21 protein-coding genes are annotated in these 24,709 nt (G+C 61.9%); 19 read left to right on the top strand and 2 right to left on the bottom strand.

What is annotated here, in order from left to right; all coding sequences use genetic code 11:
- Window positions 1-148: 148 nt before the first annotated feature.
- Window positions 149-367 carry a hypothetical protein gene (locus PRZ03_RS22500; protein ID WP_263535309.1) on the top strand — a complete coding sequence of 73 codons (219 nt, stop codon included), beginning with the start codon at window positions 149-151 and terminating at the stop codon, window positions 365-367.
- Here the strand turns inward: PRZ03_RS22500 and PRZ03_RS22505 are convergent.
- Entirely contained in the window at window positions 364-834 is a 471-nt protein-coding gene (locus PRZ03_RS22505) for an Lrp/AsnC family transcriptional regulator (protein WP_263535310.1), read from the bottom strand. The two genes, PRZ03_RS22500 and PRZ03_RS22505, sit on opposite strands and share 4 nt — an antisense overlap.
- A 157-nt stretch (window positions 835-991) precedes the next feature.
- Between PRZ03_RS22505 and PRZ03_RS22510 the strand changes: the two genes are divergently transcribed.
- The 15 genes from PRZ03_RS22510 (at window position 992) to PRZ03_RS22580 (ending at window position 22,303) form a co-directional block, all read left to right on the top strand.
- A complete protein-coding gene (locus PRZ03_RS22510) occupies window positions 992-2,323 on the top strand; it encodes an omega-aminotransferase AptA (protein WP_273602358.1) in 1,332 nt (443 codons plus the stop codon).
- A gap of 118 nt (window positions 2,324-2,441) precedes the next feature.
- On the top strand, window positions 2,442-3,752 hold the full coding sequence (locus PRZ03_RS22515) for an NAD(P)/FAD-dependent oxidoreductase (protein ID WP_273602359.1): 1,311 nt from the start codon (window positions 2,442-2,444) through the stop codon (window positions 3,750-3,752).
- The gene (locus PRZ03_RS22520; protein WP_273602360.1) at window positions 3,749-4,558 is read left to right on the top strand and encodes a gamma-glutamyl-gamma-aminobutyrate hydrolase family protein; all 810 of its coding nucleotides are present in this window, start codon (window positions 3,749-3,751) and stop codon (window positions 4,556-4,558) included. Before PRZ03_RS22515 ends, PRZ03_RS22520 begins: the two co-directional genes overlap by 4 nt.
- Window positions 4,559-4,631: 73 nt before the next feature.
- Complete coding sequence (locus PRZ03_RS22525; RefSeq protein WP_263535314.1) at window positions 4,632-5,999, top strand: glutamine synthetase family protein; 1,368 nt, start codon at window positions 4,632-4,634, stop codon at window positions 5,997-5,999.
- 30 nt (window positions 6,000-6,029) lie between these two features.
- Entirely contained in the window at window positions 6,030-7,424 is a 1,395-nt protein-coding gene (locus PRZ03_RS22530; RefSeq protein ID WP_273602362.1) for an aspartate aminotransferase family protein, read from the top strand.
- Between the two features lie 200 nt (window positions 7,425-7,624).
- A complete protein-coding gene (locus tag PRZ03_RS22535; RefSeq protein ID WP_409993988.1) occupies window positions 7,625-8,686 on the top strand; it encodes a polyamine ABC transporter substrate-binding protein in 1,062 nt (353 codons plus the stop codon).
- A 2-nt stretch (window positions 8,687-8,688) separates the two neighbouring features.
- On the top strand, window positions 8,689-9,807 hold the full coding sequence (locus PRZ03_RS22540; RefSeq protein WP_263535317.1) for an ABC transporter ATP-binding protein: 1,119 nt from the start codon (window positions 8,689-8,691) through the stop codon (window positions 9,805-9,807).
- Window positions 9,808-9,818: 11 nt separating this feature from the next.
- The gene (locus PRZ03_RS22545) at window positions 9,819-10,769 is read left to right on the top strand and encodes an ABC transporter permease subunit (RefSeq protein ID WP_263535318.1); all 951 of its coding nucleotides are present in this window, start codon (window positions 9,819-9,821) and stop codon (window positions 10,767-10,769) included.
- The gene (locus PRZ03_RS22550) at window positions 10,766-11,662 is read left to right on the top strand and encodes an ABC transporter permease subunit (protein WP_273602363.1); all 897 of its coding nucleotides are present in this window, start codon (window positions 10,766-10,768) and stop codon (window positions 11,660-11,662) included. Before PRZ03_RS22545 ends, PRZ03_RS22550 begins: the two co-directional genes overlap by 4 nt.
- 66 nt (window positions 11,663-11,728) lie before the next feature.
- Window positions 11,729-13,120 (top strand): DUF3138 family protein, encoded by a 1,392-nt coding sequence (locus tag PRZ03_RS22555; protein ID WP_273602364.1) that lies wholly within the window; start codon window positions 11,729-11,731, stop codon window positions 13,118-13,120.
- A 20-nt stretch (window positions 13,121-13,140) separates the two neighbouring features.
- On the top strand, window positions 13,141-14,631 hold the full coding sequence (locus PRZ03_RS22560; RefSeq protein WP_273602365.1) for an aldehyde dehydrogenase: 1,491 nt from the start codon (window positions 13,141-13,143) through the stop codon (window positions 14,629-14,631).
- 61 nt (window positions 14,632-14,692) lie between these two features.
- Complete coding sequence (locus PRZ03_RS22565; protein WP_273602366.1) at window positions 14,693-16,801, top strand: putative bifunctional diguanylate cyclase/phosphodiesterase; 2,109 nt, start codon at window positions 14,693-14,695, stop codon at window positions 16,799-16,801.
- Window positions 16,802-16,965: 164 nt separating this feature from the next.
- On the top strand, window positions 16,966-17,835 hold the full coding sequence (locus PRZ03_RS22570) for an ABC transporter ATP-binding protein (protein WP_263535323.1): 870 nt from the start codon (window positions 16,966-16,968) through the stop codon (window positions 17,833-17,835).
- Window positions 17,832-19,400, top strand: a complete 1,569-nt coding sequence (locus PRZ03_RS22575) for a hypothetical protein (protein ID WP_273602367.1) — start codon at window positions 17,832-17,834, stop codon at window positions 19,398-19,400. Before PRZ03_RS22570 ends, PRZ03_RS22575 begins: the two co-directional genes overlap by 4 nt.
- 125 nt (window positions 19,401-19,525) lie before the next feature.
- The gene (locus tag PRZ03_RS22580; RefSeq protein WP_273602368.1) at window positions 19,526-22,303 is read left to right on the top strand and encodes an HD domain-containing phosphohydrolase; all 2,778 of its coding nucleotides are present in this window, start codon (window positions 19,526-19,528) and stop codon (window positions 22,301-22,303) included.
- A gap of 7 nt (window positions 22,304-22,310) precedes the next feature.
- On the opposite strand, the gene PRZ03_RS22585 is transcribed toward PRZ03_RS22580, so the two are convergent.
- Window positions 22,311-22,559 (bottom strand): TIGR04438 family Trp-rich protein, encoded by a 249-nt coding sequence (locus tag PRZ03_RS22585; protein ID WP_263535326.1) that lies wholly within the window; start codon window positions 22,557-22,559, stop codon window positions 22,311-22,313.
- A gap of 146 nt (window positions 22,560-22,705) precedes the next feature.
- On the opposite strand from PRZ03_RS22585, the gene PRZ03_RS22590 reads away from it, so the two are divergent.
- The 3 genes from PRZ03_RS22590 to PRZ03_RS22600 all read left to right on the top strand — a co-directional run bounded on the left by PRZ03_RS22590 (window position 22,706) and on the right by PRZ03_RS22600 (window position 24,706).
- Entirely contained in the window at window positions 22,706-23,026 is a 321-nt protein-coding gene (locus PRZ03_RS22590) for a c-type cytochrome (RefSeq protein WP_273602370.1), read from the top strand.
- A gap of 99 nt (window positions 23,027-23,125) precedes the next feature.
- Window positions 23,126-24,037, top strand: coding sequence for a DMT family transporter (locus tag PRZ03_RS22595; protein ID WP_273602371.1), 912 nt, complete (start codon window positions 23,126-23,128; stop codon window positions 24,035-24,037).
- 15 nt (window positions 24,038-24,052) lie between these two features.
- On the top strand, window positions 24,053-24,706 hold the full coding sequence (locus PRZ03_RS22600) for a DsbA family oxidoreductase (protein WP_273602372.1): 654 nt from the start codon (window positions 24,053-24,055) through the stop codon (window positions 24,704-24,706).
- Window positions 24,707-24,709: the final 3 nt, after the last annotated feature.

Here is a 24,709-nt window from a genome sequence, read left to right on the forward strand (position 1 = left end):
GATTTTGTCATAGGGTTTTCACTGATTTTCGTGAAACTGCGGGCAGTGGTGCAGCAATGACGCACCCGAGCGATCAGCCAGCCCGCATGCTTACAGCGCAATTGCCTCAGCATGCCGGGCCGGCCCCAACAACAAAAGGAGCCCCACCATGTTCGCACTGAGCAATTTCATCGCCACATCGCAGCATTACTTCGTCTCGCCCATGGCGGGCGAAGGCAAAGTAGCTGCGGACATCTCCGCATGCTCTGGCGTCGCAGGCAGCTATGCCCCCCAAGCCCGCAGCTCCCGCGTGGAAGACGCCGCCATGGCCCTGGCCGCCACGCTGGCCGGCTTGACCTACTTCACCGCCCTGGCATCAGCGGTCTAAAGATTGAACGCCGTCGTGCGTTTGATCGTGCGCAGCACTAACATCGAGTTGGAGCGCGCCACCTCGGGCAGCTGCATCAATACATCGGTGTGAAAGCGCTCCAGGTCCTCTGCGTCTTTGTAAGCGAAGCGGATCACATAGTCGTTGGTGCCGGCCACGTAAAAGCAGTCGAGAATGTCCGGGCTGGCCAGCACCGCACCCTCAAAGGCGGCTAAAGCCGCCGTCGTCATGCGCTCCAGGTTGATGATGGTGTAGCTGATGCCTTGTTTGCCCACTGCGCGCGGGTTGACTAAGGCCACATATTGGGCAATCACGCCTGCATCTTCCAGGTGCTTGACGCGCCGCAGGCAGGCCGAGGGCGACAAATGCACACGCTGCGCCAACTCCACATTGGGCAGCCGGCCGTCCTTTTGAAGCTCGTTCAAGATATTGCGGTCAATCGCATCCAATTTCACTTCAGAACTCATATTTCGCACAATTCACCAAAAGATGTCGAAATTATGACGCCGGATTGCAAAACATCGGGTTTACGCCCAGGCAAAGCGCTCACCTATTGCGTCGCCGCTTGACTAGACTGTTAGGTATTCGGGCACACAGCCCGCACACTCAAACAAGGTCGAGCCCATGTCCAGCAAACCACAGGCCAACTCAGACGCCAAGCTAGATGCCTATTGGATGCCCTTCACCGCCAACCGGCAGTTCAAACAAGCGCCGCGCCTGATCACCGGCGCCGACGGCATGTATTTCACCGACGACAAAGGCCGCCAGGTGCTGGACGGCATTGCCGGCCTGTGGTGCGTCAACGCTGGCCACAATCGCCCCCGGATCGTCGAGGCCATTCAAAAGCAGGCCGCAGAACTTGATTTTGCGCCACCGTTCCAGATGGCCCACCCCAAAGCCTTCGAACTGGCCGAGCGTCTGGTTGAACTGACCCCGGCCGGCCTCAACAAGGCTTTTTTCACCAACTCCGGCTCCGAGGCGGTGGAAACCGCGCTGAAGATGGCGATCGCCTACCACCGCGTGCGCGGCGAAGGTGCGCGCACCCGGCTGATCGGCCGCGAACGCGGCTATCACGGCGTCAACTTTGGCGGCATCTCGGTCGGCGGCATGGTCGGCAATCGCAAGATGTTCGGCACCATGCTCAGCGGCGTTGACCATATCCGCCACACCCATGACCCGGCCCGCAATGCCTTCTCACAGGGGCAGCCGGCCTACGGCGCCGAGTTTGCCAATGATCTGGAGAACCTGATCGCGCTGCATGACGCCTCGACGATTGCGGCGGTGATCGTCGAGCCGATCGCCGGCTCGACCGGCGTACTGATCCCACCGCAGGGTTATCTGCAACGGCTGCGCGAGATCTGCGACAAGCACGCCATCTTGCTGATCTTCGATGAAGTCATCACCGGCTTTGGCCGCACAGGTAATCCGTTTGCTGCGCAGACCTTTGGCGTGACGCCGGACCTGATGACGGTGGCCAAGGGCCTGACCAATGGCTGCGTGCCCATGGGCGCGGTGTTCGCCAAGCAGTTCATCCACGATGCCTTTATGCAAGGGCCGGAGCACTTGATCGAGTTCTTCCACGGCTACACCTACTCGGCCCACCCCTTGGCCTGCGCGGCGGCCTTGGGCACCTTGGACACCTATGCCGAAGACGGCTTGCTGACCCGCGCAAGCGAGATGCAAGGCTACTTCGCCGAGGCCCTGCATTCCTTGAAGGGCGAGCCAAATGTGATCGACATTCGCAATATGGGCCTGGTCGGTGGCTGCGAGTTGGCGCCGCTGCCGGGAGAGCCGGGCAAGCGCGCCTTCTCCATCTTTCTCGACTGCTGGGAAAAAGGCGTGTTGGTGCGCACCACCGGCGACACCATCGCATTGAGCCCGCCGCTGATCATCGAGAAACAGCATATCGACCACATCATCGACACCGTGCGCGGTGCCTTGAAACGCGCGGCTTGATATTCATGCTGAAGGGATTGCCTAGCGCCGTGCAAGTCGTTCGCCGGGCCGCCCCAAGAACGACTTGGCCCACCCGGGGGGCCGACCGCGTATGGCGCGGGCGGGGGGCTCCATCAATATGAGCCTACTCAGCATAGACCGCGATCTCGCACGCGACAGCTATTACGCGGCCACCGCGCCTCGGCTCGAGACCTATCCCTCGCTCAAAGACGCCTTAACGGCAGACGTCGCCATCGTCGGAGGTGGCTTGGCCGGCTTGTCGGCAGCGATCGAGCTGGCGAGCAGCGGCTTGAGCGTGGTGGTGCTGGAAGCAGGCCAAGTAGGCGGCGGCGCTTCGGGGCGCAATGGCGGGCAAGCGCTGGCAGGCTTGGCTTGCGACCAAGTCACGATCGAAGCTCAGCTGGGGCTGGATGAAGCCAAGCGCATCTGGGCCATGAGTCTTGAGGCCGTTCAGATGATTCGCCAACGCAGCGAGCAGTTCGGCATCGATTGCGAATGGCAAAGCGGTTACCTGAGCTTGGCCACCAACGCCCGCAAGGCGGGTGAGTTGAAAGCCGGCGTCGAGGCCATGGCGCAGAACTACGGCTTTGCCCAACGCTGGATTGACGCCAAAGAGTTGCCGGACTGGATAGCCAGCCCGCGCTTTGCCGCCGGCTGTTTCGATGCCGAGTCCGGCCATCTGCATCCGCTCAAGTATTGCCTGGGCCTGTGCCAAGCAGCGCGGGATTTGGGCGTGCGGATCTACGAGCACAGTGCGGTGACCGCGCTTGAGCATGGCCCGCAAGTTCGCCTGAGCACCGCCAACGGCGTGGTGCGCGCAGCGCAAGTATTGCTGGCGGGCAATATCTATCTGCAAGAAATCGCGCCAGATCTGGCGCCGAGTTTGAGTCAGCGCATCATGCCGGTCGGCACTTATATTGCCTGCACCGAGCCGCTGGACGCCGCCCGCCTGAAAGCCTTGATCCCCTCGCGTGCGGCGGTTTGCGACACCAATTTCGCGCTCGACTACTTTCGCCCGACTGCCGATCAGCGCTTGCTCTACGGCGGCCGGGTCAGCTACAGCACCGCGTCGCCGCGGGACCTACGGCGCAGCATGCAGCAGCGCATCTTGGCAACCTTCCCCCAGCTGCAAGGCTTGGGACTGGACTACGTCTGGGGCGGCTTTGTTGATATTTCCATGAACCGCGCGCCCGATTTTGGCCGCCTGGGGCCCAACGCTAACGTCTATTATCTGCAGGGCTTTTCGGGCCATGGCCTGGCACTGACGGGCTTGGCCGGCCGAGTCGTGGCCGAGGCCATACGAGGCGATGCGGGCCGCTTTGACTGTTTCTCGAAACTGCGCCACCGCAGCTTTCCGGGTGGCAAACTGATGCGCATGCCGGCCCTTGTGCTGGGCATGGCTTACTACCGATTGAAGGATATGTTTTGAGTCCCCCGAACACAAAACCCAAGGCAAAACCCCTCGTGCTGGTGCCGGCCTGCAACTTGCCGCTGAATGGCCACCCCTTTCATATCGCGGGCAAGAAGTATCTCGACGCCGTGCGCCTGGCCGGCTGCCTGCCACTGGTCGTGCCATCGACGGCGCTGGAGGACTTGGAGCAGCTTTTAAGTCTGGCCGACGGCATCTTTCTGACCGGCTCGCCGTCGAATGTGCATCCGAACCATTTCGGCGAGGCGGTACACAACCCCGCCCTGCCGCTGGACCCCGAGCGCGACGCGCTGACGCTGCCGCTTATTCGCCGTGCGGTAGCCGCCGGCCTGCCACTGTTTGCGGTCTGTCGAGGCTTTCAAGAAACCAATGTTGCTTTGGGCGGCAGCTTGCATCAGGCGGTGCAGGAGCAGCCCGGCCTGCAGGACCACCGCGCGCCCGAAGGGCAGCCGAATGAGATCGCTTATGCCGACACCCATCCGGTGCAAGTGCTGCCCGGCGGGCAACTCGAGGCGCTGCTGGGTCACGCGCACATTCAAGTCAATTCGCTGCATGGCCAAGGTGTGAAAACCTTGGCGCCGGGCCTGCGCATCGAAGCGGTGGCGCCCGACGGCTTGGTGGAAGCCTTCAGCGTGGTGGCAGACAGCAGCCAATTTGCGCTCTGCGTGCAATGGCACCCCGAATGGCAGGCGGCGCAAAACCCGCATTCGATGGCATTGCTGCAAGCCTTCGGCCAAGCCTGCCGAGACTACCGGGACCAGATCCATCCGCTGCGCCATGACTCCTTGCGCGACCCGGAGACCTAGCGCCCAGTTTCAACGCCTTTTTCATCATCATTCCCCGCACTCTGCGGAACCCAAGAAAAGTCGGAGAAACACCATGGTCGATAGAAGCAATTTCACTTTCAGCGAACTGGAAAACTGGTTCCGCCAGCAGCGCGTCACCGAGATCGAATGTCTGGTGCCGGACTTGACCGGTGTGGCGCGCGGCAAGATATTGCCGCGCCAAAAATTCACCGAAGACCGCGGCATGCGCCTGCCCGAGGCGGTGGTGGCGATGGGCGTGACGGGAGAGTTCCCCGAGGAAGGCCCCTACTACGACGTCATCAGCCCGAATGACCGCGATATGCATTTGCGCGCTGACCCGACCACCGCGCGCCTGGTGCCCTGGGCGATAGACCCGACCGCGCAAATCATCCACGACTGCTACGACAGGCATGGCGTGCTGGTGCCGTTTGCGCCGCGCTCGGTGCTGCGCCGTGTTTGCGGCTTGTTCGAAGCCGAAGGCTGGGACCCGGTCGTGGCGCCCGAGTTGGAGTTCTATCTGGTCGCGCGCAACACCGACCCGAACCAGCCGCTCAAGCCCCCTGTGGGGCGCTCGGGGCGCGCCGAAACCTCGCGTCAGGCCTATTCGATCGACGCCGTCAACGAGTTCGATCCGCTGTTCGAAGATGTCTATGACTACTGCGAAAAGATGGAGCTCAATGTTGACACCTTGATCCATGAGGTCGGTGCCGGGCAAATGGAGATCAACTTCTTCCACGCCCATCCGCTGGGCCTGGCCGACGAGGTGTTCTTCTTCAAGCGCACGGTGCGTGAGGCGGCGCTGCGCCACGATATGTTCGCCACCTTCATGGCCAAGCCCATCGCGGGCGAGCCCGGCAGTGCCATGCATGTGCACCAAAGCGTGATCAACAAGGCCACAGGACGCAACCTCTTCAGCAACGAGGACGGCAGCCCCAGCAAAGAGTTCTTCTGGTACATCGGCGGCTTGCAGAAATACATCCCGGCTGCGATGGCCTTGTTTGCGCCTTATGTGAACAGCTACCGCCGCTTGGCCCGCTTTACCGCCGCACCCATCAATATTCAATGGGGCACGGATAACCGCACCGTCGGCATCCGCTCGCCGCTGGCCGACCCGGCAGCGCGCCGGGTCGAGAACCGCGTCATCGGCGCCGACGCCAACCCCTATGTCGCCCTGGCCGCCACCCTGGCCTGCGGCTACCTGGGCATCAAAAACAAAATCGAGCCTGCGCCCGAGTGCAAGGGCGACGCCTATCTGGGCGACTTCCAGCTGCCGCGCAGCTTGCACGAGGCGCTCAATCTTCTACGTGCAGAAAAAGAGTTAGCCGCGATTCTGGGCGAATCTTTTGTGACCGTGTATTCCGAAGTCAAGGAAATCGAGTATGCGGAATACATGAAAGTGATCTCGCCTTGGGAGCGTGAGCATTTGCTGCTGCACGTCTAAGTCAACGCCAAGCCCAGCACAGGAAGCACCATGAGCAAGTCAAACCGCACAACCCAAGAATGGCAGGCCGCAGACGCCCGCCATTTCCTCCACCCCTTCACCGACTTCAAAGGCCTGGCAGCAAAAGGCTCGCGCATCATCAGCAAGGCCGACAACATCTACCTCTGGGACAGCGAGGGCCACAAAATCCTCGACGGCATGAGTGGCCTGTGGTGCGTCAATGTTGGCTATGGGCAGCAAAGCCTGATCGAGGCGGCTGCCAAGCAGATGGCCGAGCTGCCTTTCTACAACGCTTTTTTCCAGACCGCCACCATGCCGGCGATCGAGCTGGCCGAGGTGCTGGCCGAGATCAGCCCACCCGGCTTCGAGCATGTGTTCTTCACCGGCTCGGGCTCCGAAGGTAACGACACGATTGTGCGCATGGTGCGTCGTTACTGGGATCTGAAAGGAAGCCCCGAGCGCCAGATCATCATCGGCCGCATCAACGGCTATCACGGCTCCACCATGGCCGGCGCCTCCTTGGGCGGCATGAGCGGCATGCACGCACAAGGCGGCCTGCCCATCCCGAACATTTCCCATATCGAACAGCCGCATTGGTTCGAACATGGCCAAGACATGAGCCGCGAGGACTTTGGACTCAAGGCGGCTGGCTGGCTGGAAGAGAAGATTCTGGCCCTAGGCGCCGACAAGGTAGCGGCCTTCATCGGCGAGCCCGTGCAAGGGGCCGGCGGCGTGATCGTGCCGCCCTCGACCTACTGGCCCGAGATCCAGCGCATCTGTGACAAATACGGCATTCTCTTGGTCAGCGACGAGGTGATTTGCGGCTTCGGGCGCACCGGCAACTGGTTTGGCTGCGAGACCATGGGTTTCAAACCCGACCTGATGACCTTTGCCAAGGGTGTCAGCTCCGGCTACATCCCGCTGGGCGGCGTGCTAGTCGGCGCGCGCGTGGCCAAGGTCTTGATTGAAGAGGGCGGCGAGTTCAACCATGGCTTCACCTATTCCGGCCACCCCACCGCCTGCGCGGTGGCGCTGGCTAACTTGAAGCTCTTGCGGGAGCAGCATGTGGTGGAGCATGTGCGCGACGATATCGGCCCCTACCTGGCACAGCGCTTTGCCGAGCTGAACGAGCACCCGCTGGTCGGCGAAACCCAGAGCTGCGGCATGATGGCCGCGCTTCAGTTGGTCAAGGGCAAGACGCCGGACAAGCCGACAGGCACGGCTTTTGCTAGTGAGTTGGAAGTGGGCATGATCTGCCGCAAGTACTGTTTCGCTAACGGCCTGATCATGCGGGCCGTGGGCGACCGCATGATCGTGGCACCGCCGCTGGTGATGACACGCACGCAGATCGACGAAATGATGGGCTTGATCAGGCGTTGCCTGGACCAGACCTGGGAAGAGTTGAGTCAATCAGGCTTGCTCTGAACCAGGCGAGACCTTGGAGCGCGGCGATGGTGTCGCGCCCGCCACATCTGCGGGTTTAGTCGGATGGGCAGCGACCCGCCTGTGCCTAGACTGTCAAGCGATAGAGATTCACTTTTCATTTGCAATTGCTGAGGATGATTTCCATGAAACTGAGCACGCTTCGCACCGTCACTTCTGTTGGGGCTGCGGCCCTGGCCCTGATGTTTGGGCAAGCCGCGCGGGCCCAGGAGGAAGAAAAAGTCCTCAACGTCTATAACTGGTCCGACTACATCGCCGAAGACACGATCAAGAACTTCGAGAAAGAAACCGGCATCAAGGTGCGTTATGACAATTTCGACAATAACGAAATCGTCCACGCCAAGCTGGTTGCCGGCAAGACCGGTTATGACATCGTTGTGCCGTCCAGCTATTGGGCCAAGCTGCAAGCGGATGGCGGCTTGCTGCGCAAGATCGACAAGTCGCAGATCCCCAACTACAAGAATCTAGACCCCGATGTGCAGGCCCAGTTGGCCAAGTTGGACCCGGGCAACGAGTTCTTCGTCAACTGGCTGTGGGGATACACCACCATCGGCATCAATGTCGACAAGGTCAAGGCCGCTTTGGGCAGCACGCCCATGCCCGAGAACGCCTGGGACCTCTTGTTCAAACCCGAGTACGTGTCCAAGCTCAAGAGCTGCGGCGTCAGCATGCTGGACTCGGCCACCGAGGTCGTGCCCGCAGCCCTGCACTATCTGGGCAAGCCGCCTTACACCAAGTCGGTGGCGGACTTTGCGCAGGTGCCCGCCCTGTTGAAGTCCATCCGCCCCTATGTGACCCTGTTCAGCAGCTCCGGCTATATCAATGACCTTGCCAATGGCTCGATCTGCCTGGCGCTGGGCTTCTCCGGCGACATCAATATCGCCCGCCAGCGCGCCATTGACGGCAAGACCGGCCAGAACATCCAGGCCTTGATCCCCAAGACCGGCGGCATCATCTTCATGGACGTGATGGTGATCCCGGCGGACGCGCCGCGCCCCGGCAATGCGCATAAATTCATCAACTACATCTTGCGCCCCGAGGTCCATGCGTCCTTGAGCAACAAGGTGTTCTACGCCAACCCGAACAAGGAATCTAAAAAATTCGTCAAGCCCGAGGTGGCCAACAACCCCAGCGTCTTCTTGAGCGAGGCCGATCTGAAAAAGATGGCTGCACCGGACGCGATCAACAACGACATCCGCCGCCAGATGACGCGCATCTACACATCCTTCAAAACAGGGCTGTAAAGATGGCCAACGCAGCGCAAGCAGCCTCCACGGCAACGAGCAGCTATCTGCAAATCGACAACGTGGTGAAGGACTTCGGCGGCGGCGCGGTCGCCGTGGACAGGGTTTCGATCGACATTGCCAAGGGCGAGATCTTTGCGCTGCTGGGTTCTTCAGGCTGCGGCAAGACGACGCTCTTACGCATGCTGGCGGGCTTTGAGACGCCCACCAGCGGTCGCATCATCTTGAACGGCCAAGACCTGGCCGGCCTGCCGCCCTATGCGCGGCCCATCAATATGATGTTCCAGAGCTATGCGCTGTTCCCGCATCTAACCGTGTGGGACAACATTGCCTTCGGCTTGAGGCGCGACGGCCTGCCCAAAGAGGAAACCGCCGCCCGCGTCGAGGCCATGCTCAAGCTGGTGCAGTTAGGCAAGTTCGCCAAGCGCAAGCCGCATCAGCTCTCAGGTGGCCAGCAGCAACGTGTGGCCTTGGCGCGCAGCTTGGCCAAAAAGCCGCAACTGCTGCTGCTGGACGAACCTCTGGGCGCCTTGGACAAGAAATTGCGCGAACAAACGCAGATCGAGCTGGTCAACATCATCGAAAGCGTCGGCGTGACCTGCGTGATGGTGACGCATGACCAAGAAGAAGCGATGACCATGGCCACCCGTATCGCGGTGATGAGCGAGGGCCGCATCATGCAGATCGGCGCGCCGGCCGATATCTACGAGACACCCTCCACCCGCTTCGTCGCTGACTTCATCGGCAACGTCAATATGATGGAAGGCACGCTGGCCGTCGACGAGCCAGACCATGTCGTCATCGAATGCGCTGATTGCAAACATTATGTCGGCCACGGCATCACCGGCACGGCCGGCATGGCGGTCGGTGTGGCGCTGCGACCCGAGAAAATTCGCCTGAGCAGCGAAAAGCCCGAGGGTGAGTTCAATCAGGTGCTCGCCAAGGTGCGTGAGCTGTCCTATTTTGGTGCCTTCACCGTCTACCACTTGCAGCTGCCCAGCGGGCAGATGATCAAAGTCAGTGAAAGTAACCTGGCACGTCACCGTGCCGACCCGCTGACCTGGGATCAGCAGGTCTGGGCTTCTTGGTCCCCCACGGCACAAGTCGTGCTGGTGCACTGAGGCCCTTGATCGTGCGGACCCCAAAGTTTCTTCAAAGCTGGTTTCAGGCTTGGATAAATGGCCGCAGCGCGGTCATCGCACTGCCCTATGCCTGGCTGCTGGCCTTCTTTGCCCTGCCGTTTCTGATCGTCTTGAAGATCAGCGTCTCCGAGATGGAGACAGTGCATTTCAAGGATCTGCTCAGTTATGCGGACGGTGTCTGGCGCTTGGCCATCAAGACCAGCAATTACGTCTTCATCACCCAGGACGATCTTTACGTCAAGGCCTATATGGCCAGCCTCAAGTACGCCGCCATCACGACGGTGGGCTGCCTGTTCATCGGCTACCCCTTTGCCTATTTCATGGCGCGGGCCAAGACCTCGCTGCAACCGGCCTTGCTGATGCTGGTGATGCTGCCGTTTTGGACCAGCTTCTTGTTGCGTGTCTATGCCTGGAAGGGCTTGTTGGGCGAGCATGGCTGGGTGTCCGAGGCCATCATCGGTCTGGGGCTCGACCAACTGCTGCTGGCCGCCGGCATGATTCCGGCTGCGGGCAAGCTGATGAACTCGCCCTTCTCCTTGGTCATCGGCATGGTCTACACCTACCTGCCCTTCATGATCTTGCCGCTGTACGCCAACTTGGCCAAGATGGATCTGCGTTTGCTCGAAGCCGCCAGCGACCTCGGCGCCACGCCCTGGCAAGCGTTTTGGCGCATCACGGTGCCGCTGTCCAAGGCCGGCATCATTGCCGGGGCGATGCTGGTGTTCATCCCCTGTGTCGGTGAGTTCGTCATCCCAGAGCTGCTCGGCGGCCCGCAAACGCTGATGATTGGCCGCGTGCTGTGGGATGAGTTCTTCAGCAACAACGACTGGCCTATGGCCTCGGCCGTCGCCGTCGTGATGGTGCTCTTGATCATCGTGCCCTTGGCGCTGTTCAATAAGTATCAAGCCGAAAGTCAATCCGGCACAGGAGGCAAATCATGAGCGCCCAAGCCGCTAACGCGCGAGTGACACGCGCGCTGCTCGGCCCCAAGGCGACGATCTGGTTTGGCCGAATCTGGTTGCTGTTGGGCTTTGCCTTCCTCTTTCTGCCCATCGTGGCGCTGATCGTCTACTCCTTCAACGACTCCAAGCTGCCCTCGGTCTGGGGTGGTTTCACGCTGAAGTGGTATCGGGAGTTGAGCAGCGACACCGAGATGCTGACGGGTCTCAGGCTCTCGATGGAGATTGCCTTTGCGACCGCCTGCGCCTCGGTGCTCTTGGGTACTTTTGCGGCCTTCGCCTTGGTCAAGTACAAGCGCTTCAAGGGCCGCACGCTTTTCGCGGGCATGGTCAATGCGCCCCTGGTGATGCCCGAGGTGATCGTTGGCTTGTCGCTGCTGCTGATGCTGGTGACGCTGCAGCGCGCGATGGAGGCCAGCCTGGGCTGGAGCCTGCCCAAGGGAGTGCTGACGATCTGGTTCGGCCATCTGCTGCTGGGCATGGCTTATGCGACGGTGGTGATTCAGGCGCGCTTGTCGGAACTGAATCCGCAGTTGGAAGAAGCCGCGATGGATCTCGGCGCCAAGCCCTTGCAGGTGTTCTTGCTGGTGACGCTGCCGATGATCACGCAGTCGATGTTTTCGGCTTGGCTTTTGACCTTCACTTTGTCGCTTGACGACGTGGTGCTGTCGGCCTTTTTGAGCGGCCCGGGCTCGACGACCCTGCCCTTGGTGATCTTCAACCGTGCCCGCCTGGGTGTCAGCCCCAGCATCAATGCGGTGGCGACCGTCATCATCGTGGTGGTGGCAATAGGCGTGGTGCTGGCGAGTTACTTGATTGCACGGGCAGAGCGCCGCCGCAGCGCAGAGATGGCTGCGGCACAACGTGGCAACTGAGTGCGGCCAATGATGCGGCCAATGAATACCACTGACGAATTTGATAGATGTAAACCGGAGAACCTGATGAAATTCCCAATATTCGCAGCATTGACTCTGGCAATTGCAAGCGCCTATCCCAGCGCAGCTTTGGCGCAAACCAATGAAGAACTGCTGAAGGAGCTGCGCGCTTTACGCGATCGCGTCAATCAGTTGGAAGAAAAGCTCAAGGCCAATGAAGCCAAGCCGGCCGCCACGGCTGCAGCGCCGGCCACCGCGCAATGGGGCATGACTCCGCAGCAGGCGCAGGACTTCAACCGCATCGCCGTCAAGACCGAGGCGCTGGAAGACAGCATGGAAGCCTTTGGCCTGAAGAACCTGAAGATCAGCGGCTATATGGACCCGAGCTATATCTATAACCGCAATCAGAACCGCGCAGGTTTCCAGTTCCTGAACAATGTGGCCAATGGCGGCTACCACTATGACAACTCCTATATCGGCACGGTCGCCCTTGACCTGCTCAAGGAGACCGAAGGCGGCACGCGCTGGCACCTGACCCTGTCACCCAACCGCGGCACCGATGCGGTGATTGGCAACGGCAGCGTGATCCAAGAAGCCAGCGTGTCGATACCCTTGGGCGACTTGCAGACGCGCCTGATTGCCGGCCATATGCCGGATTGGTCGGGCTATGAGATGTTGCAGCCGACGCTGAACAAGCTAGTCACCCATAACTTGTTATTCGACTTCACCCTGCCCACCGCCTACACCGGCGCCGGCCTTGAGGTGACCAGCGGCAAATGGATCACCAAGGCAGTTTTGGCCAATTTGAATGCCTCGATGCTGCCGGCGGGCGAGAAGTCACCGGTGATTGCCTACCGGGTCGACTATGCCAAGGGCGAGTTTGACGGCTTTGGATTTGCCGGCGTGCATGGCAAGGCCGCCAACGGCATAGGCGGCACCGGCAGCACCATGCTGAATCTGTTCGAAGTCGATGGCTACTACATTCGCGGCGACTGGACGATGCAGGGGCAGGTCAGCTACGGTGGCCAAAAGCAGGCCTCGATCAGCCCCAACCCGGACACCGGCGCCTTGCGCAACTCCGAATGGTGGGGTCTGTCGGGCCTGGTGGCCTACAAGTTCAACCCAAGGTTCGAGACCGTCGGGCGGCTTGACTACCTGAAGAACAGCAAGAACGGCGGCGGCCTCTTGGGCTTCGGCGCCGACGCACGCAACGGCATTGGCCCGACCATGACGGGCCGCGACGGCGACACCGGCGATCTGTTGCTGACCGACACCGAGCGCGGTGCCAATCGAATGGCGCTGGCACTGGGCATCAACTACCTCTACGACCTCAACACCACGTTCAAGCTGGAGTATCGCTACGACCGCGCCGACCGCTCGGTGTTCGAGTTGGTCAAGGACGGCAGCTTCTCTAAGAGCAACAACCTGCTTGGCGCGTCGGTGGTGGTGAAGTTCTAAATAGAGCAAAAGGCAAATTCATGAGCAAACCCTCCATCAACTGGCATGAACGCGCCGCCCTATTGAAAATCGATGGACGCCCCTTCATTGGCGGGCGCCGAGTCGAGTGCCTGAGCGGTGAGCAGTTCGACTGCATCTCGCCCATCAATGGCAAGAGCTTGGGGGCGGTAGCCAGGGGTCAAGGGGCCGATATCGACGCGGCGGTGGCCGCCGCCCGCGCCGCCTTTGATGACGGCCGCTGGTCCAGGCGCCCACCCGCAGCGCGCAAGCGCGTGTTGCTCAAGTTTGCCGATCTGATCCTGGCCGCCAAAGAGGAATTGGCCCTGCTGGAAACGCTGGATATGGGCAAGCCCATCCAGTATTCGCTCAGCGTCGATGTACCGGCAGCAGCCCGCTGCATCGCCTGGTACGCGGAAGCGGTCGACAAGATTTACGACGAGATTGCGCCCACTGGCCCGACAGCACTGGCCTTGATACAGCGCGAACCCATGGGCGTGATCGGCGCCATCGTGCCCTGGAACTATCCGATGATCATGTCGGCCTGGAAGTTGGGGCCCGCGCTGGCCGCCGGCAACTCGGTGGTGCTTAAACCTAGCGAGAAATCCCCACTGACCGCGCTGCGCTTGGCCGAGCTGGCCATGGAGGCCGGCTTGCCGCCTGGGGTTTTCAATGTGGTGCCCGGCTTCGGCCATGAGGCTGGTGAGGCTTTGGCCCTGCACATGGACGTGGACGCGATTGGCTTCACCGGCTCGACCCGGGTCGGGCGCAAGATGCTGGAATACGCCGGCCGCTCGAATCTGAAGCGGGTCTATAACGAACTCGGCGGCAAATCGGCTTTTTTGGTCTTCCCGGACTTTGACGATCTTCAGCGCGCCGCGCAGACCGTGGCCGGCAGCATGTTCTTCAACCAAGGCGAGTCCTGCAACGCGCCCTCGCGCGTGCTGGTGCACGAAGACATCGCCGATGAGTTTGCCACCTTGGTGGCGGCGCAAGTGCCTCAGTATCAAGCGGGCGATCCGCTCGACGCCGCCACCGTGATGGGCGCCTTGGTGGACGAGGGGCAACTGCGCACGGTGTTGGGCTATATCGAATCGGGCCTACAAGAAGGCGCGCGCGTCTTGGCCGGCGCCAAGCAGTCGCGCGAGGCCAGCGGTGGCTACTTTGTCGAACCTACGGTATTCGAGGCGCAGCCGCAGATGAAGATTGCGCGCGAGGAGATCTTCGGCCCGGTGATGAGCTTGCTGCGCTTCAAAGACGAAGCACAGGCGGTGGCCATGGCCAACGACAGCCCATACGGCCTGCAAGCCAGCGTCTGGAGCAGTCATATCGACCGGGCCCATCGGGTCGCAAGGGCGCTGCGCGCCGGCACCGTGCATGTCAACCAATACGACGAAGACGATATGACCGTGCCCTTCGGCGGCTACAAGCAAAGCGGCAACGGGCGCGACAAATCGCTGCATGCCTTCGACAAATACACCGAGTTGAAAACAACTTGGCTGCGCATCAATTGAGCAGCTTGGCAAGCGGCGCCAAGCCTCTAAGATAGGTGGTCCTGGCTACGACCATCTTGCCATGCTGTCTTTGCTTCCCCGCCTGCGAATCGGACCACGCCTGAGTTTGGTGTTTTCGTTTCTGCTGGTCTTGCTCTTGCTGGTGGCGGGCATGGCGATCACACGCTTTGGCCACTTCTCCCAGGCTTTGACCAAGTTGGTGGCCGAGCAGGCGCAGACGGCGGAGTTGATCACCGACATCAGCGCCGGCTCGGAAGATGCCGCGCGCAAACTGTTGGTCTTGATCAGCGCCAAGCGCGATCAACGCGTGCTGGCCTACACCGCCATCGACGCCGCCAATCAGCGTTTGAACAAGGCACTCAGTCAACTCGAGCTGCGCCTCCCCGCTGGCCCCCGCCACGAGGCATTCATGCTGATGCGCGGCCGCTTGGAAGAGTACCGGGCCCATTACGGCTTCACCGCCGACCTGCTCGAAGCCGAACTGTTCGAAGAAGCCCGGCGCATGTTGGGCAACGAAACCGAAGCCAGCCTGAGCCGACTGGCCGAAGCCATCCGCGATCTCTCCAGCGCCGAACAGGTAGCCTCTTTTGCCGAAGCGACCCGGTTGCGGGAACAAATTGCGAGCGATCGCGACGCCGTGTTGCTGGCTTGTTTGTTGGCCTTGGTACTGGGTCTGGGCCTGGCAGCCTTGGTCACGCGCAGCATCACCGGCCCATTGTCCAAGACCGAGGCCGGTGCCGGCTTGATCGCGGCGGGCAATTACGAGCACCGCATCGATCGGCAAGGCAGCGATGAAGTCAGCCGTGTCAGCGGCGCCGTCAACACACTGGCGCAAGCGGTGGGAGACCGCGAACGCCAACTGCAGCATCAGGCCAATATCGATTTGCTGACCGGCTTGGCGCAGCGCGCGCATTTCATCAAGCTGGGCGACGAACAGCTGCAGCCGCTGCTCGCAAACGGGGGCGCTGCGCTGCTGCTGTGCCTGGACGTGGACCGGCTCAAGACCATCAACAACATCCTCGGCTTCGAGGCCGGCGACGCAGTGCTGGTCGGCGCTGCGGATAAGCTGCGCGATCTGTTCGCCGGCGGCGCTTGTCTGGGTCGTTTGGGCGGAGGCACTTTTGTCGTCTTGCTGCCCTTGCCGCCTGCGCAAGGCACAAGCCATGCCCTGCAGGCGCAGGCCCAAGCCGACAAGGTCTTGCAAGCCGTTCAGCATATTGTGTGTTGGCAGGGCCAGACCCTGGATCTGTCCATCTCGCTGGGCATGACGCTATTCCCCGAGCATGGCCAAGGCTGCGAAGCCCTGGTGCGGCTGGCCGAGCAGGCAATGTTCGAGAGCAAGCGCCTGCGCTCGCATGCCAGCCTGTATGTGCCGACACTGGAAGCAGCGCGCAAGCAGCAGCTGAGCTTGCTGTCCGACCTGCAAGAAGCGGTGGCGCACAACCACTTGCGGCAGTTTCTGCAGCCCAAAGTCTCGGCCCGGGACGGCAGCCTGCAAGGCGTTGAAGCGCTGGTGCGCTGGCAGCACCCGGTGCGGGGCTGGTTGCCCCCAAGTGACTTTGTGCCCTTTGCCGAGCAAACGGGGCGCATTCGGCAGATCACCCAGTGGATGCTTGAGCGCGCGGTGCGCACGTTGTCTGCCTGGCATGCGCAGGGTTTGAGCCTGAGCATCGCCGTCAATGTTTCGACCCTGGATTTGCAAGACCCCAGTCTGGTCGGACGGGTCGCGACCCTGTTGAGCCAGGCCAATCTGCCGCCCCATTTGCTGCATCTGGAGCTGACCGAATCGGGTCTGATGGCCGCCGGGCCGGAGCCCATCCAAATGCTGCATGCGCTGCATGAACTGGGCGTTAAATTGTCGATCGACGATTTCGGCACCGGCCAGTCTTCGCTGGCCTATTTGCAAATGCTGCCGGTCCATGAGCTCAAAATTGACCGCAGTTTTGTCGACGGGGTCAATTTCGACGCGCGCCGCCAGGAGCTGCTCGGCTCCATCGTCAAGCTCGGGCACAGCTTGCGCCTGACCGTGACGGCCGAGGGCGTCGAAACCGAGGCCGAGATGGCGGTGCTGCGCAATGCAGGCTGCGACTTGGTGCAAGGCTATTTGCTCGCCAAGCCGATGGACACCCCGGTCTTCGAGCAGTGGCGCGAAGGCTACCGGCCTGCTTGAGCAGGCCTTGATAAGCAGGCTTGACGGCCAGCGATAGAAGGGCAAAGCGCCGCGCAGACTGTGTGGCACCGGCTTTTTGCAGTCTGTCGCAAAAGCACTGCATGCAAGGCCAGGGTTGAATATCGTGCGGGCATTGTTACGGCACAGCCCCACCAAGGAACCCCATGCTAGAACTTCAGCAGGTCAGCAAAATCTTCGGCGGCCAGCTCCGCGCGGTCGATCAGGTCACGATGACATTGACGCAAGGCGTGGTCGGCTTGATCGGCCACAACGGCGCGGGCAAGACCACGCTGATGCAGATGATTGCCAGCCTGACCAGGCCGAGCAGCGGCGCGATTCTTTTCCAGGGTCAGGACATCGTCAAAAAGCCGGAACAGATTCGCAGCCGCTTGGGCTTTTTGCCGCAGGATTTCGGTGTCTACCCCAACCTCAGCGCCTTGGAGTTCATGCAGTATTTCGCCGCCTTGAAGGGCGTGCGCGACCCGGCGCGCATCCGCCATTTGCTGGAACTGGTGAACCTGCAAGACCATGCCAAGCGCCCCGCCGCCAGCTTCTCAGGCGGCATGCGCCGGCGCCTCGGGATCGCACAGGCCTTGCTGAACGACCCCGACATCCTCATCGTCGATGAGCCCACCGCCGGCCTAGACCCTGAAGAGCGCCTGCGCTTTCGCAATTTGCTGGCCGAGTTGGGCTTCAAAAAGCTGGTCATCATGTCGACCCATATCGTCAGCGACGTCGAGAGCATTGCCGGCCAATTGGCCATCATGAAGAACGGTCGATTGATCGCGTTTGAAACCCCGGACGCGATCCTGCAAGCCGCGCATGGCCAGGTCTGGCAGGCCAATATCGACGCGGCCGAGTTCGAGTCCTTGCGCGCGCAAGTTCATGTTCTGCATGCGCAGCGGCAAGGTGAGCGCATCAATGTCCGCATCGCCCACCCTCACTCGCCCTGCCGTGACGCCAGCCACGCCGAACCGAGCCTGGAAGAGGCCTTGATGGCGCGCCGCTATGCAGCCTTGGAATTGGCCGCATGAACGGGCAGTTACTCCTCGTCATGGTGCTGACCGAGTGGCGCTTGCGCACCCGCCGGCTTGGCAGCCTGCTCGCCTTTGCCGCGATGCTGGGCCTGGCCTGGCTGATCATCGCAGCACCTGTTGACAACACCGCGCTGCTGGTGGTGAAAGACACCCGAGTCCTCAATACCAGTGCCGCGCTGGCATTGGCCAGCGCCACCTTGCTGAGCCCCTTGTTGACGCTATTCGGCTTTTTCTTGCTGCGCGGCCGTGCCGCTGAGGACATGCGCAGTGGTTTGGGTGCGGTGATCGCCTGTGCGCCGGCCTCCTCTGCCGCTTTCCTGTTGGGCCGCACGCTTGCCGGCCTGCTCTACTTGGGCGTTCTGGTGCTGGCCTACCTGGCCTCGACCTTGGTGTTTCATCTCAGCCATGGCGTGGGCCCGCTCGAGCTCGGCGTCTATTTGCGGGCCTATGCCTTCGTGCTACTGCCCAGCCTGTGCTTCACCGCTGCTTGCGCCACTTTGTTTGACAGCGTCACCGTTTTAATGGGCAAGGCCGGTGATGTGCTTTACTTCTTCATCTGGGTAGCCTTGCTGGCCTTGATGGCCAGCATTGGCTCGGCTGATTTGGCGCCCGCTCCGGCCTGGCTGCTGCTGGACTTCACCGGCATCGTGACCGCCGTGTCGCAGCTGAGCGCGCAGCTGGGCAGTACCTCGGTCCAACTGGGGCTGAGCAGCTTCAACCCCGAGCTCGCCCCGATCAGCATCAAGGAGTTGAGCTGGTCCACCAGCCAGTTATTCACGCGCGGCCTTGCCCTCATGTTGGCGCTGCTGCCGCTGGTGCTGGCGCGACTGTGTTTTCATCGCTATTCGCCCGACCGGGTCAAGCTGAGCGCGGCCGCCGCGAGGCGCTCACCGCTGGCCGTCCTCAACGCATGGTTGAAACCCTTGAGCCGCTTGGTGCAGCCGCTGTTCTGGCTAGCCGCAAAGCTGCCAGGCTTGGCCGGTCAAGTCTTGGCCGATACCGCCTTGAGCTTGGCCAGCACGCCCGCCGCGATCGCCTTGCTGCTGCTGTCCATCGCCGCGAGTGCCATCGTGCCTGCGGCGTCGCTGGCGGGGCCGCTGATCGCCATCGCCACTTGCTGGGGCGTCTTGATCAGCGAGCTGAGCAGCCGCGACTTTCAGGCCGACACCGAGTTGCTGGCCTGCAGCGGACGCGGTGGTGCCGGTCGCCGCTACCTGAGTCAACTGTCGGCCAGCTGCCTGCTGGGCCTGATGTTCATGGGCGTGATCGCGCTGCGCTGGGCACTTACGGGCAACTTGCTCGGCAGCCTGGCCTTGCTCAGCGGCATCCTCGGTTTAAGCGCGCTGGCCGCGATGATGGGCGTGCTCGCCAAGACGGCTCGCTGCTTTTTGGCTTTCTTCTTGGGCTGGCTCTACATCGCCTTGAACGCCCGCGATCTGGCGCCGCTCGACGCGCTCGGGTTCAACGGCGCGGCCAATACCGCCTCGGTAGGTTTCTACTTGAGCCTGGCGGCATTGGCTGGCCTGGCCGGCTATGTCTGGCAGGTGCGACGCTTGCGTTGATTTGAGCGCAGCTCAAAAAGCCAGTAATTGCCGCCCAAAAGGCGGCAGTTTGCCTCATCGCTTGATCTGTTTTGGGAGAAACTGCGACAGCACTTTCGTAGAAGCAACAAGGATCAGGGCCGCGCATGGAATGGTTTGCACTCAATCATCAAGTCCTGGCGATGGAGACCGAGCTGAACGACTTGAGCGTCATGAATGGCTTGAACAGCCTTCAAGGCCTGGAGTTGCGCATTGCGCTGGCTTGGCAGTTGCGCCAACGCGATTGCCACCGCGCCTTGATCCTCGCCGCCGAGGCCGAAGCAATGCTGAGCGATATGCCGCAGCTTGCAGAAATCGGCCGCGACGCTCATCGTGCACGATTGCAATTGCTCAGCGCCGAGATCAGTTGGCTGTATGGGCAACTCGACGCCACCGAACAGCTGGCTCAGAGCGCGCTGTCGCTGTTTGACAAAGCAGGCGACCGTATAGGCTGCGGCGATGCACGTTGGACCTTGGCGACCGTGTACCTGGAGCGCGGGGATGTGCTGCTCGGCAATGCCTTTATGAACGCGGCCATCGAAGATTTTCGCAGCGGCGGCGATGCTGATCGCCAGGCCGCTGCACAGGCGCGCGGCCTGGCCCATACCGCCTTTCGCGATGCGCCCGCCACCGAGCTGCAGCTGCACGATTTGTTCGATGAGCAGCGCTGCGCGACGCTCGGGCCTGCCGCCACGGCTTGTTTGGCCAGCACCCAGGCCATCGTCGCCGGGCTGACCGGCAAACCCGGTGCCGGCAGCCAGTATTTTGTGCGAGCCTTCAATGCCGCAACCGAAACCGGGCAAGTTCGCTTGTCCATCTATGCGGCCGGCAATGCTGCCGACGCCCTAGCCTCGCTGGGCGATATGGATGCAGCGCTGGAATGGGGCGAGCGCGGCTTGAGCGGCGCGCGCCAAGCCGCATGGCCCGCGCCGCTGGGCATGGCCTTGGTGCAGACCGGCAATATCCAGCGACTGCTGGGCCGCTATGCGGACGCCCATGCCACGCTCCATGAGGCCATGTTGGCCTTGCAAGATATACCAGCCTCCCAAGGCCATATGCTGGCGCAGCTGTACCTGGGCGAGCTTGCCCTCGAAACCGGCAACCCCGACGCGGCCTTGCTCCACTTCAGCAAGGCCGAGGAGAAGGCTGAGCTGGCCGGCAGTGCCGCCTATCTTTACCGCGCCTGGTCAGGTCAGGCCATGGCCTTGTGCCGCATCGGGCAGGTCGACAAGGCCTTGCGCAAGGGGCAAGACGCGCTGGAGCTGGCCCGCAGTCAAGGCGGCACCGACGATCAGGTGAAGATCTTGCGAGTCTTCGCCGAGCTCTACCAAACCTATCCCCTGCCCGCGCCCGAGGGCATGAGCGAGGCCAACCCGGTCCTGCATTACCTGAAATTGGCCCTGGCACTCGCCGCCGGCATTGAGGCCTATGCGGTGCCTATCGACTTGCTCAGCGACCTGGCCAATGCCTACGCGGCCAGCGGTGACGAACAGCAGGCCCAGGCCTACGGCCAGGCCGCCGCCCAAGCCCGCGCGAATGAACGCCTCGCGCAGGCGCATCATCGCGCCGAGTCCTTGCTGGTGCGCCAAGACAGCGAGCGCGCACGCGCCGAGGCCCAGAGTCAACGCCAGTTGGCCGAGGCGCAGGCGCAGCGCGCCGAGGCGCTGGAAGAAGCCAGCGCGACGCTGGAGGTGCTGAGCCAGATCGGCATGGAGCTGACCGGCAACCTCAAGAGCGAAGCCATCTTCGCCACCTTTCAACGCCACCTTGCGCAGCTGATGGATGTCAGCGCCTTCTTTGTTTTTTTGCTGGACGACGAGGGTGAAGTCCTCAACGCCGCCTTCAGCAGCGCGGGCACTGCTGAAGTCCCCTCGCAGCAGATTCCGCTCAAGCACCCCCGCTCGCACACGGCACGCTGCGCGCGCTCGCGCCAACAGCTGATCGAGAACGAAAGACCTGCGCAAGAACACCCGGCCCATTTGAATGGGCCCCTGGCCACCATCAGCATGTTGTTCACGCCGCTGGCCATCGGAGAGCGCTTGTTAGGCGTGATGTCGGTCCAATCCTTACTCAGCAATGCCTACGGAGAGCGCGAGGCGGCGATTTGCCGAACGCTGTGCGCCTACGGTGCCATTGCGCTGGACAACGCGGCCGCTTACGCGCTGGCCGAGCGAGCCCAGCGTCAAACCAAGCAGGCCATGGTGGCCTTGGAAGAAGCCCGCAACAAGCTGGCCGACCGGGCCGAATGGCTGGCCGGCGAAGTCGCCAAGGCCACGCAAGATGTGTTGGCGCGCGAACGCGAAACCGTGGTGCGACTGTCCAAAGCGGCCGAGTATCGCGACCCCGAAACTGGCGCGCATATTCTGCGCATGGCGCATTACTCCGAACTGATTGCCCAGGGCCTGGGCTTGTCCGATGCCGACCGGCAGTTGCTGCTCGAAGCCGCGCCCATGCATGACATCGGCAAGGTCGGCATCACCGACTCCATCCTGCTCAAGCCGGGCCGGCTGACGCCCGAAGAGTTCGAGGTGATGAAGCAGCATGCGCAGATCGGACACGAAATTCTGAAAGACAGCTCATCGCTGGTCTTGCAAACAGGTGCTGCCATCGCGCTCGGTCATCACGAGAAGTTCGATGGCAGCGGCTATCCGCAGGGCTTGGCTGGCGAGGCGATTCCTATCTTCAGCCGCATCGTCGCGGTGGCCGATGTGTTTGATGCCCTGACCTCGGAGCGGCCGTATAAAAAAGCTTGGTCGCTGGAGCAAGCCGCCGACCATCTAAAGGCTCACCGTGGCAGCCACTTCGACCCGGTTTGTGTCGACCGCTTCTTCGAGCGCTGGGAGCAGGTGCTGGAGATTCGTCAGCGCTTCAAGGACGATGAATAGCCGCGCATCATTTGCGCTTTTTTTGAGGGTCGCCCTGGCCCAGGGCGACGATGTTTTTCTCGCGCCGGGCGGCCTTGCGTTCCTCGAGGCGCTGCATGGCCTTGCGCTGCGTCAAGCCACTTGAATCGGCCCAAGCCCACCAAACAACCGCCACCGCGAAAGGCGCCAAGACCAGCAACCAGCTCCAGGCCGCGACCGGCCCGATACCGAGCAACTTCAGCAGCAGCGTCAACACGCCGATAGCAACAAACCACATTGAGAGATCTCCGCTTGATGGTGCGAGGGCGCTGGACTGCGCTCTAGAATGAGCCCGACTGGCCCTGTTCACCCTTCATTAAACTGTAGTTCACATTCAGGTTTGGACAGGCCGAAAGTGATTTTGTTTGTAACCGAGAGGACCGCATGAAATTCTCCACGACTTTTCTCCCTGCTTTGAGCGCCCTGGCCGCCATCACATTGGCGCAGCCGGCCTTTGCCAGCGCCGATTTGGCGCAAAAGAAAAACTGCATGGCCTGTCATGCCGTCGACAAGAAGATCGTCGGCCCGGCCTACAAGGACGTGGCGGCCAAATACGCCAAAGACAAGGACGCCGTGGCCAAGCTGGCCGACAAAATCGTCAAGGGTGGCTCCGGCGTCTGGGGTCCGGTGCCGATGCCGGCCAATGCGCAGGTGTCGCCTGCCGAAGCCAAGGTGCTGGCCGCCTGGGTGCTGACGGCCAAATAAACGCTGTGCTTTAACAAGCCCAGACCCCGGCCGCGTGCCGGGGTTTTTTTCGTCTGCTCCAAGATGCCGGCTTAGATGGACTGCGGGCATGATGATTACATGCCCAAACTCCTTTTGCCCGCCACACCCTGGTCAGCCTATGCCGCCCTCGCCCTCAGCACCAGCTTGGTGGGCAGCTATGTGGGCCTGTCCAAACTACTTTTACTGGTCTTTCCGGTGTTCTTACTGGCCTGGCTGCGCTTTGCAATTGCGGCCCTGTTGATGGCCAGTTGGCTCCGACGCAGCCCTAACGAGCCCGCCTTGGACAGCCGAACACGTTGGCTGCTGTTTCTTGAATCCTTGATCGGCAATTTTCTCTTTTCGATCTGCCTCTTGTTCGGCCTGCGTCACAGTTCGGCCCTCGTGGCCGGCGTCATCTTGGCAGGCATCCCGGCGGCGGTCGCCTTGCTGAGCCGGGTCTTTCTCAAAGAAAGAATCAGCACCCCCGTGATGCTGGGCGTTTTGCTCGGTGTGGCCGGCATCGCGCTGGTGGCGCTGGACAAAAATGCCGACGCATCGACACCCGCGGCCTCCCTGCTCGGGCCCGCTCTGCTGCTCGCCGCCGTGTTCTGCGAGGCCAGCTATGTGGTGATCGGCAAGCGCCTGACCGCGCAGGTGTCGGCGCGGCGCATCAGCGCCTTGATCAATGTGTGGGGTTTGTTGCTGGTCACACCCTTGGGCCTATGGCAGGCCATCAGCTTTGACTTCGCCGGGCCTAGCCTCGCCAACTGGGCCTTGCTGGTCTTTTACGCGGCGGCGGCCAGCATGATCAGCGTCTGGCTGTGGATGACAGGGCTGCGCCAAGTACCGGCGGCCAAGGCGGGCGTCTTCATGGTGTTCTTGCCTCTCGCCACCGGCTTGGTCGGCCTGGCGCTGGGCGAGCGGCTCAGCCTGCTGCAGGCCGCTTCCTATGGCCTGGCCTTGGGCGGCGTGCTGCTGGCCACATGGCCAGCGCGGCAGGCCGCTGGCTGAGCTACAGTCAGCTTTATGCGAATCGATTTTGTCTCCGACGTCTCCTGCCCCTGGTGCGCCATTGGCCTGAAGTCTCTAGAAAAAGCGCTGGACAAGCTGCCCGAACTGCAGGTCGAGCTGCACTTTCAGCCCTTCGAGCTGAACCCGCAAATGGCAGCCGAGGGCGAGGAAATCAACGCCCACTTGGCGCGCAAATATGGCGCGGCGCCGGCACAACTGGAGCAGACCCGCGAGGCCATTCGGGCGCGCGGCGCCGAGCTGGGTTTCAGTTTCACCAAGGGCGCGCGCGATCGCATTTACAACACCTTTGATGCGCACCGCCTGCTGCACTGGGCCGGGCTGCAAGATCCGCAGTCGCAACACGCGCTCAAACTGGCCTTGTTGAAAGCGTATTTCACCGACGGCAAGAACCCGGGCTCGCACGCGGTGCTGCTGGAAGCCGCCGTTGGCGTGGGTCTGGACGGCACAGCGGCGAGCGCGCTCTTGGCCTCAGACAGCTTGGCTGAGGAAGTGCGCGAGGCCGAGGCCTTCTGGCAGGCTCAAGGTATCAGCTCGGTGCCCGCCATCATCATCAATCAGCGCCATTTGATTTCGGGTGGCCAGCCGCCCGAGGTCTTTGAGCAAGCGCTGCGGCAGATTGCCGCCGCTGAGCAAACGGGCTCGGCTTGAGCT

Source organism: Roseateles albus (genome assembly GCF_028595345.1).
In the GTDB taxonomy this organism is placed as follows: domain Bacteria; phylum Pseudomonadota; class Gammaproteobacteria; order Burkholderiales; family Burkholderiaceae_C; genus Paucibacter_A; species Paucibacter_A albus.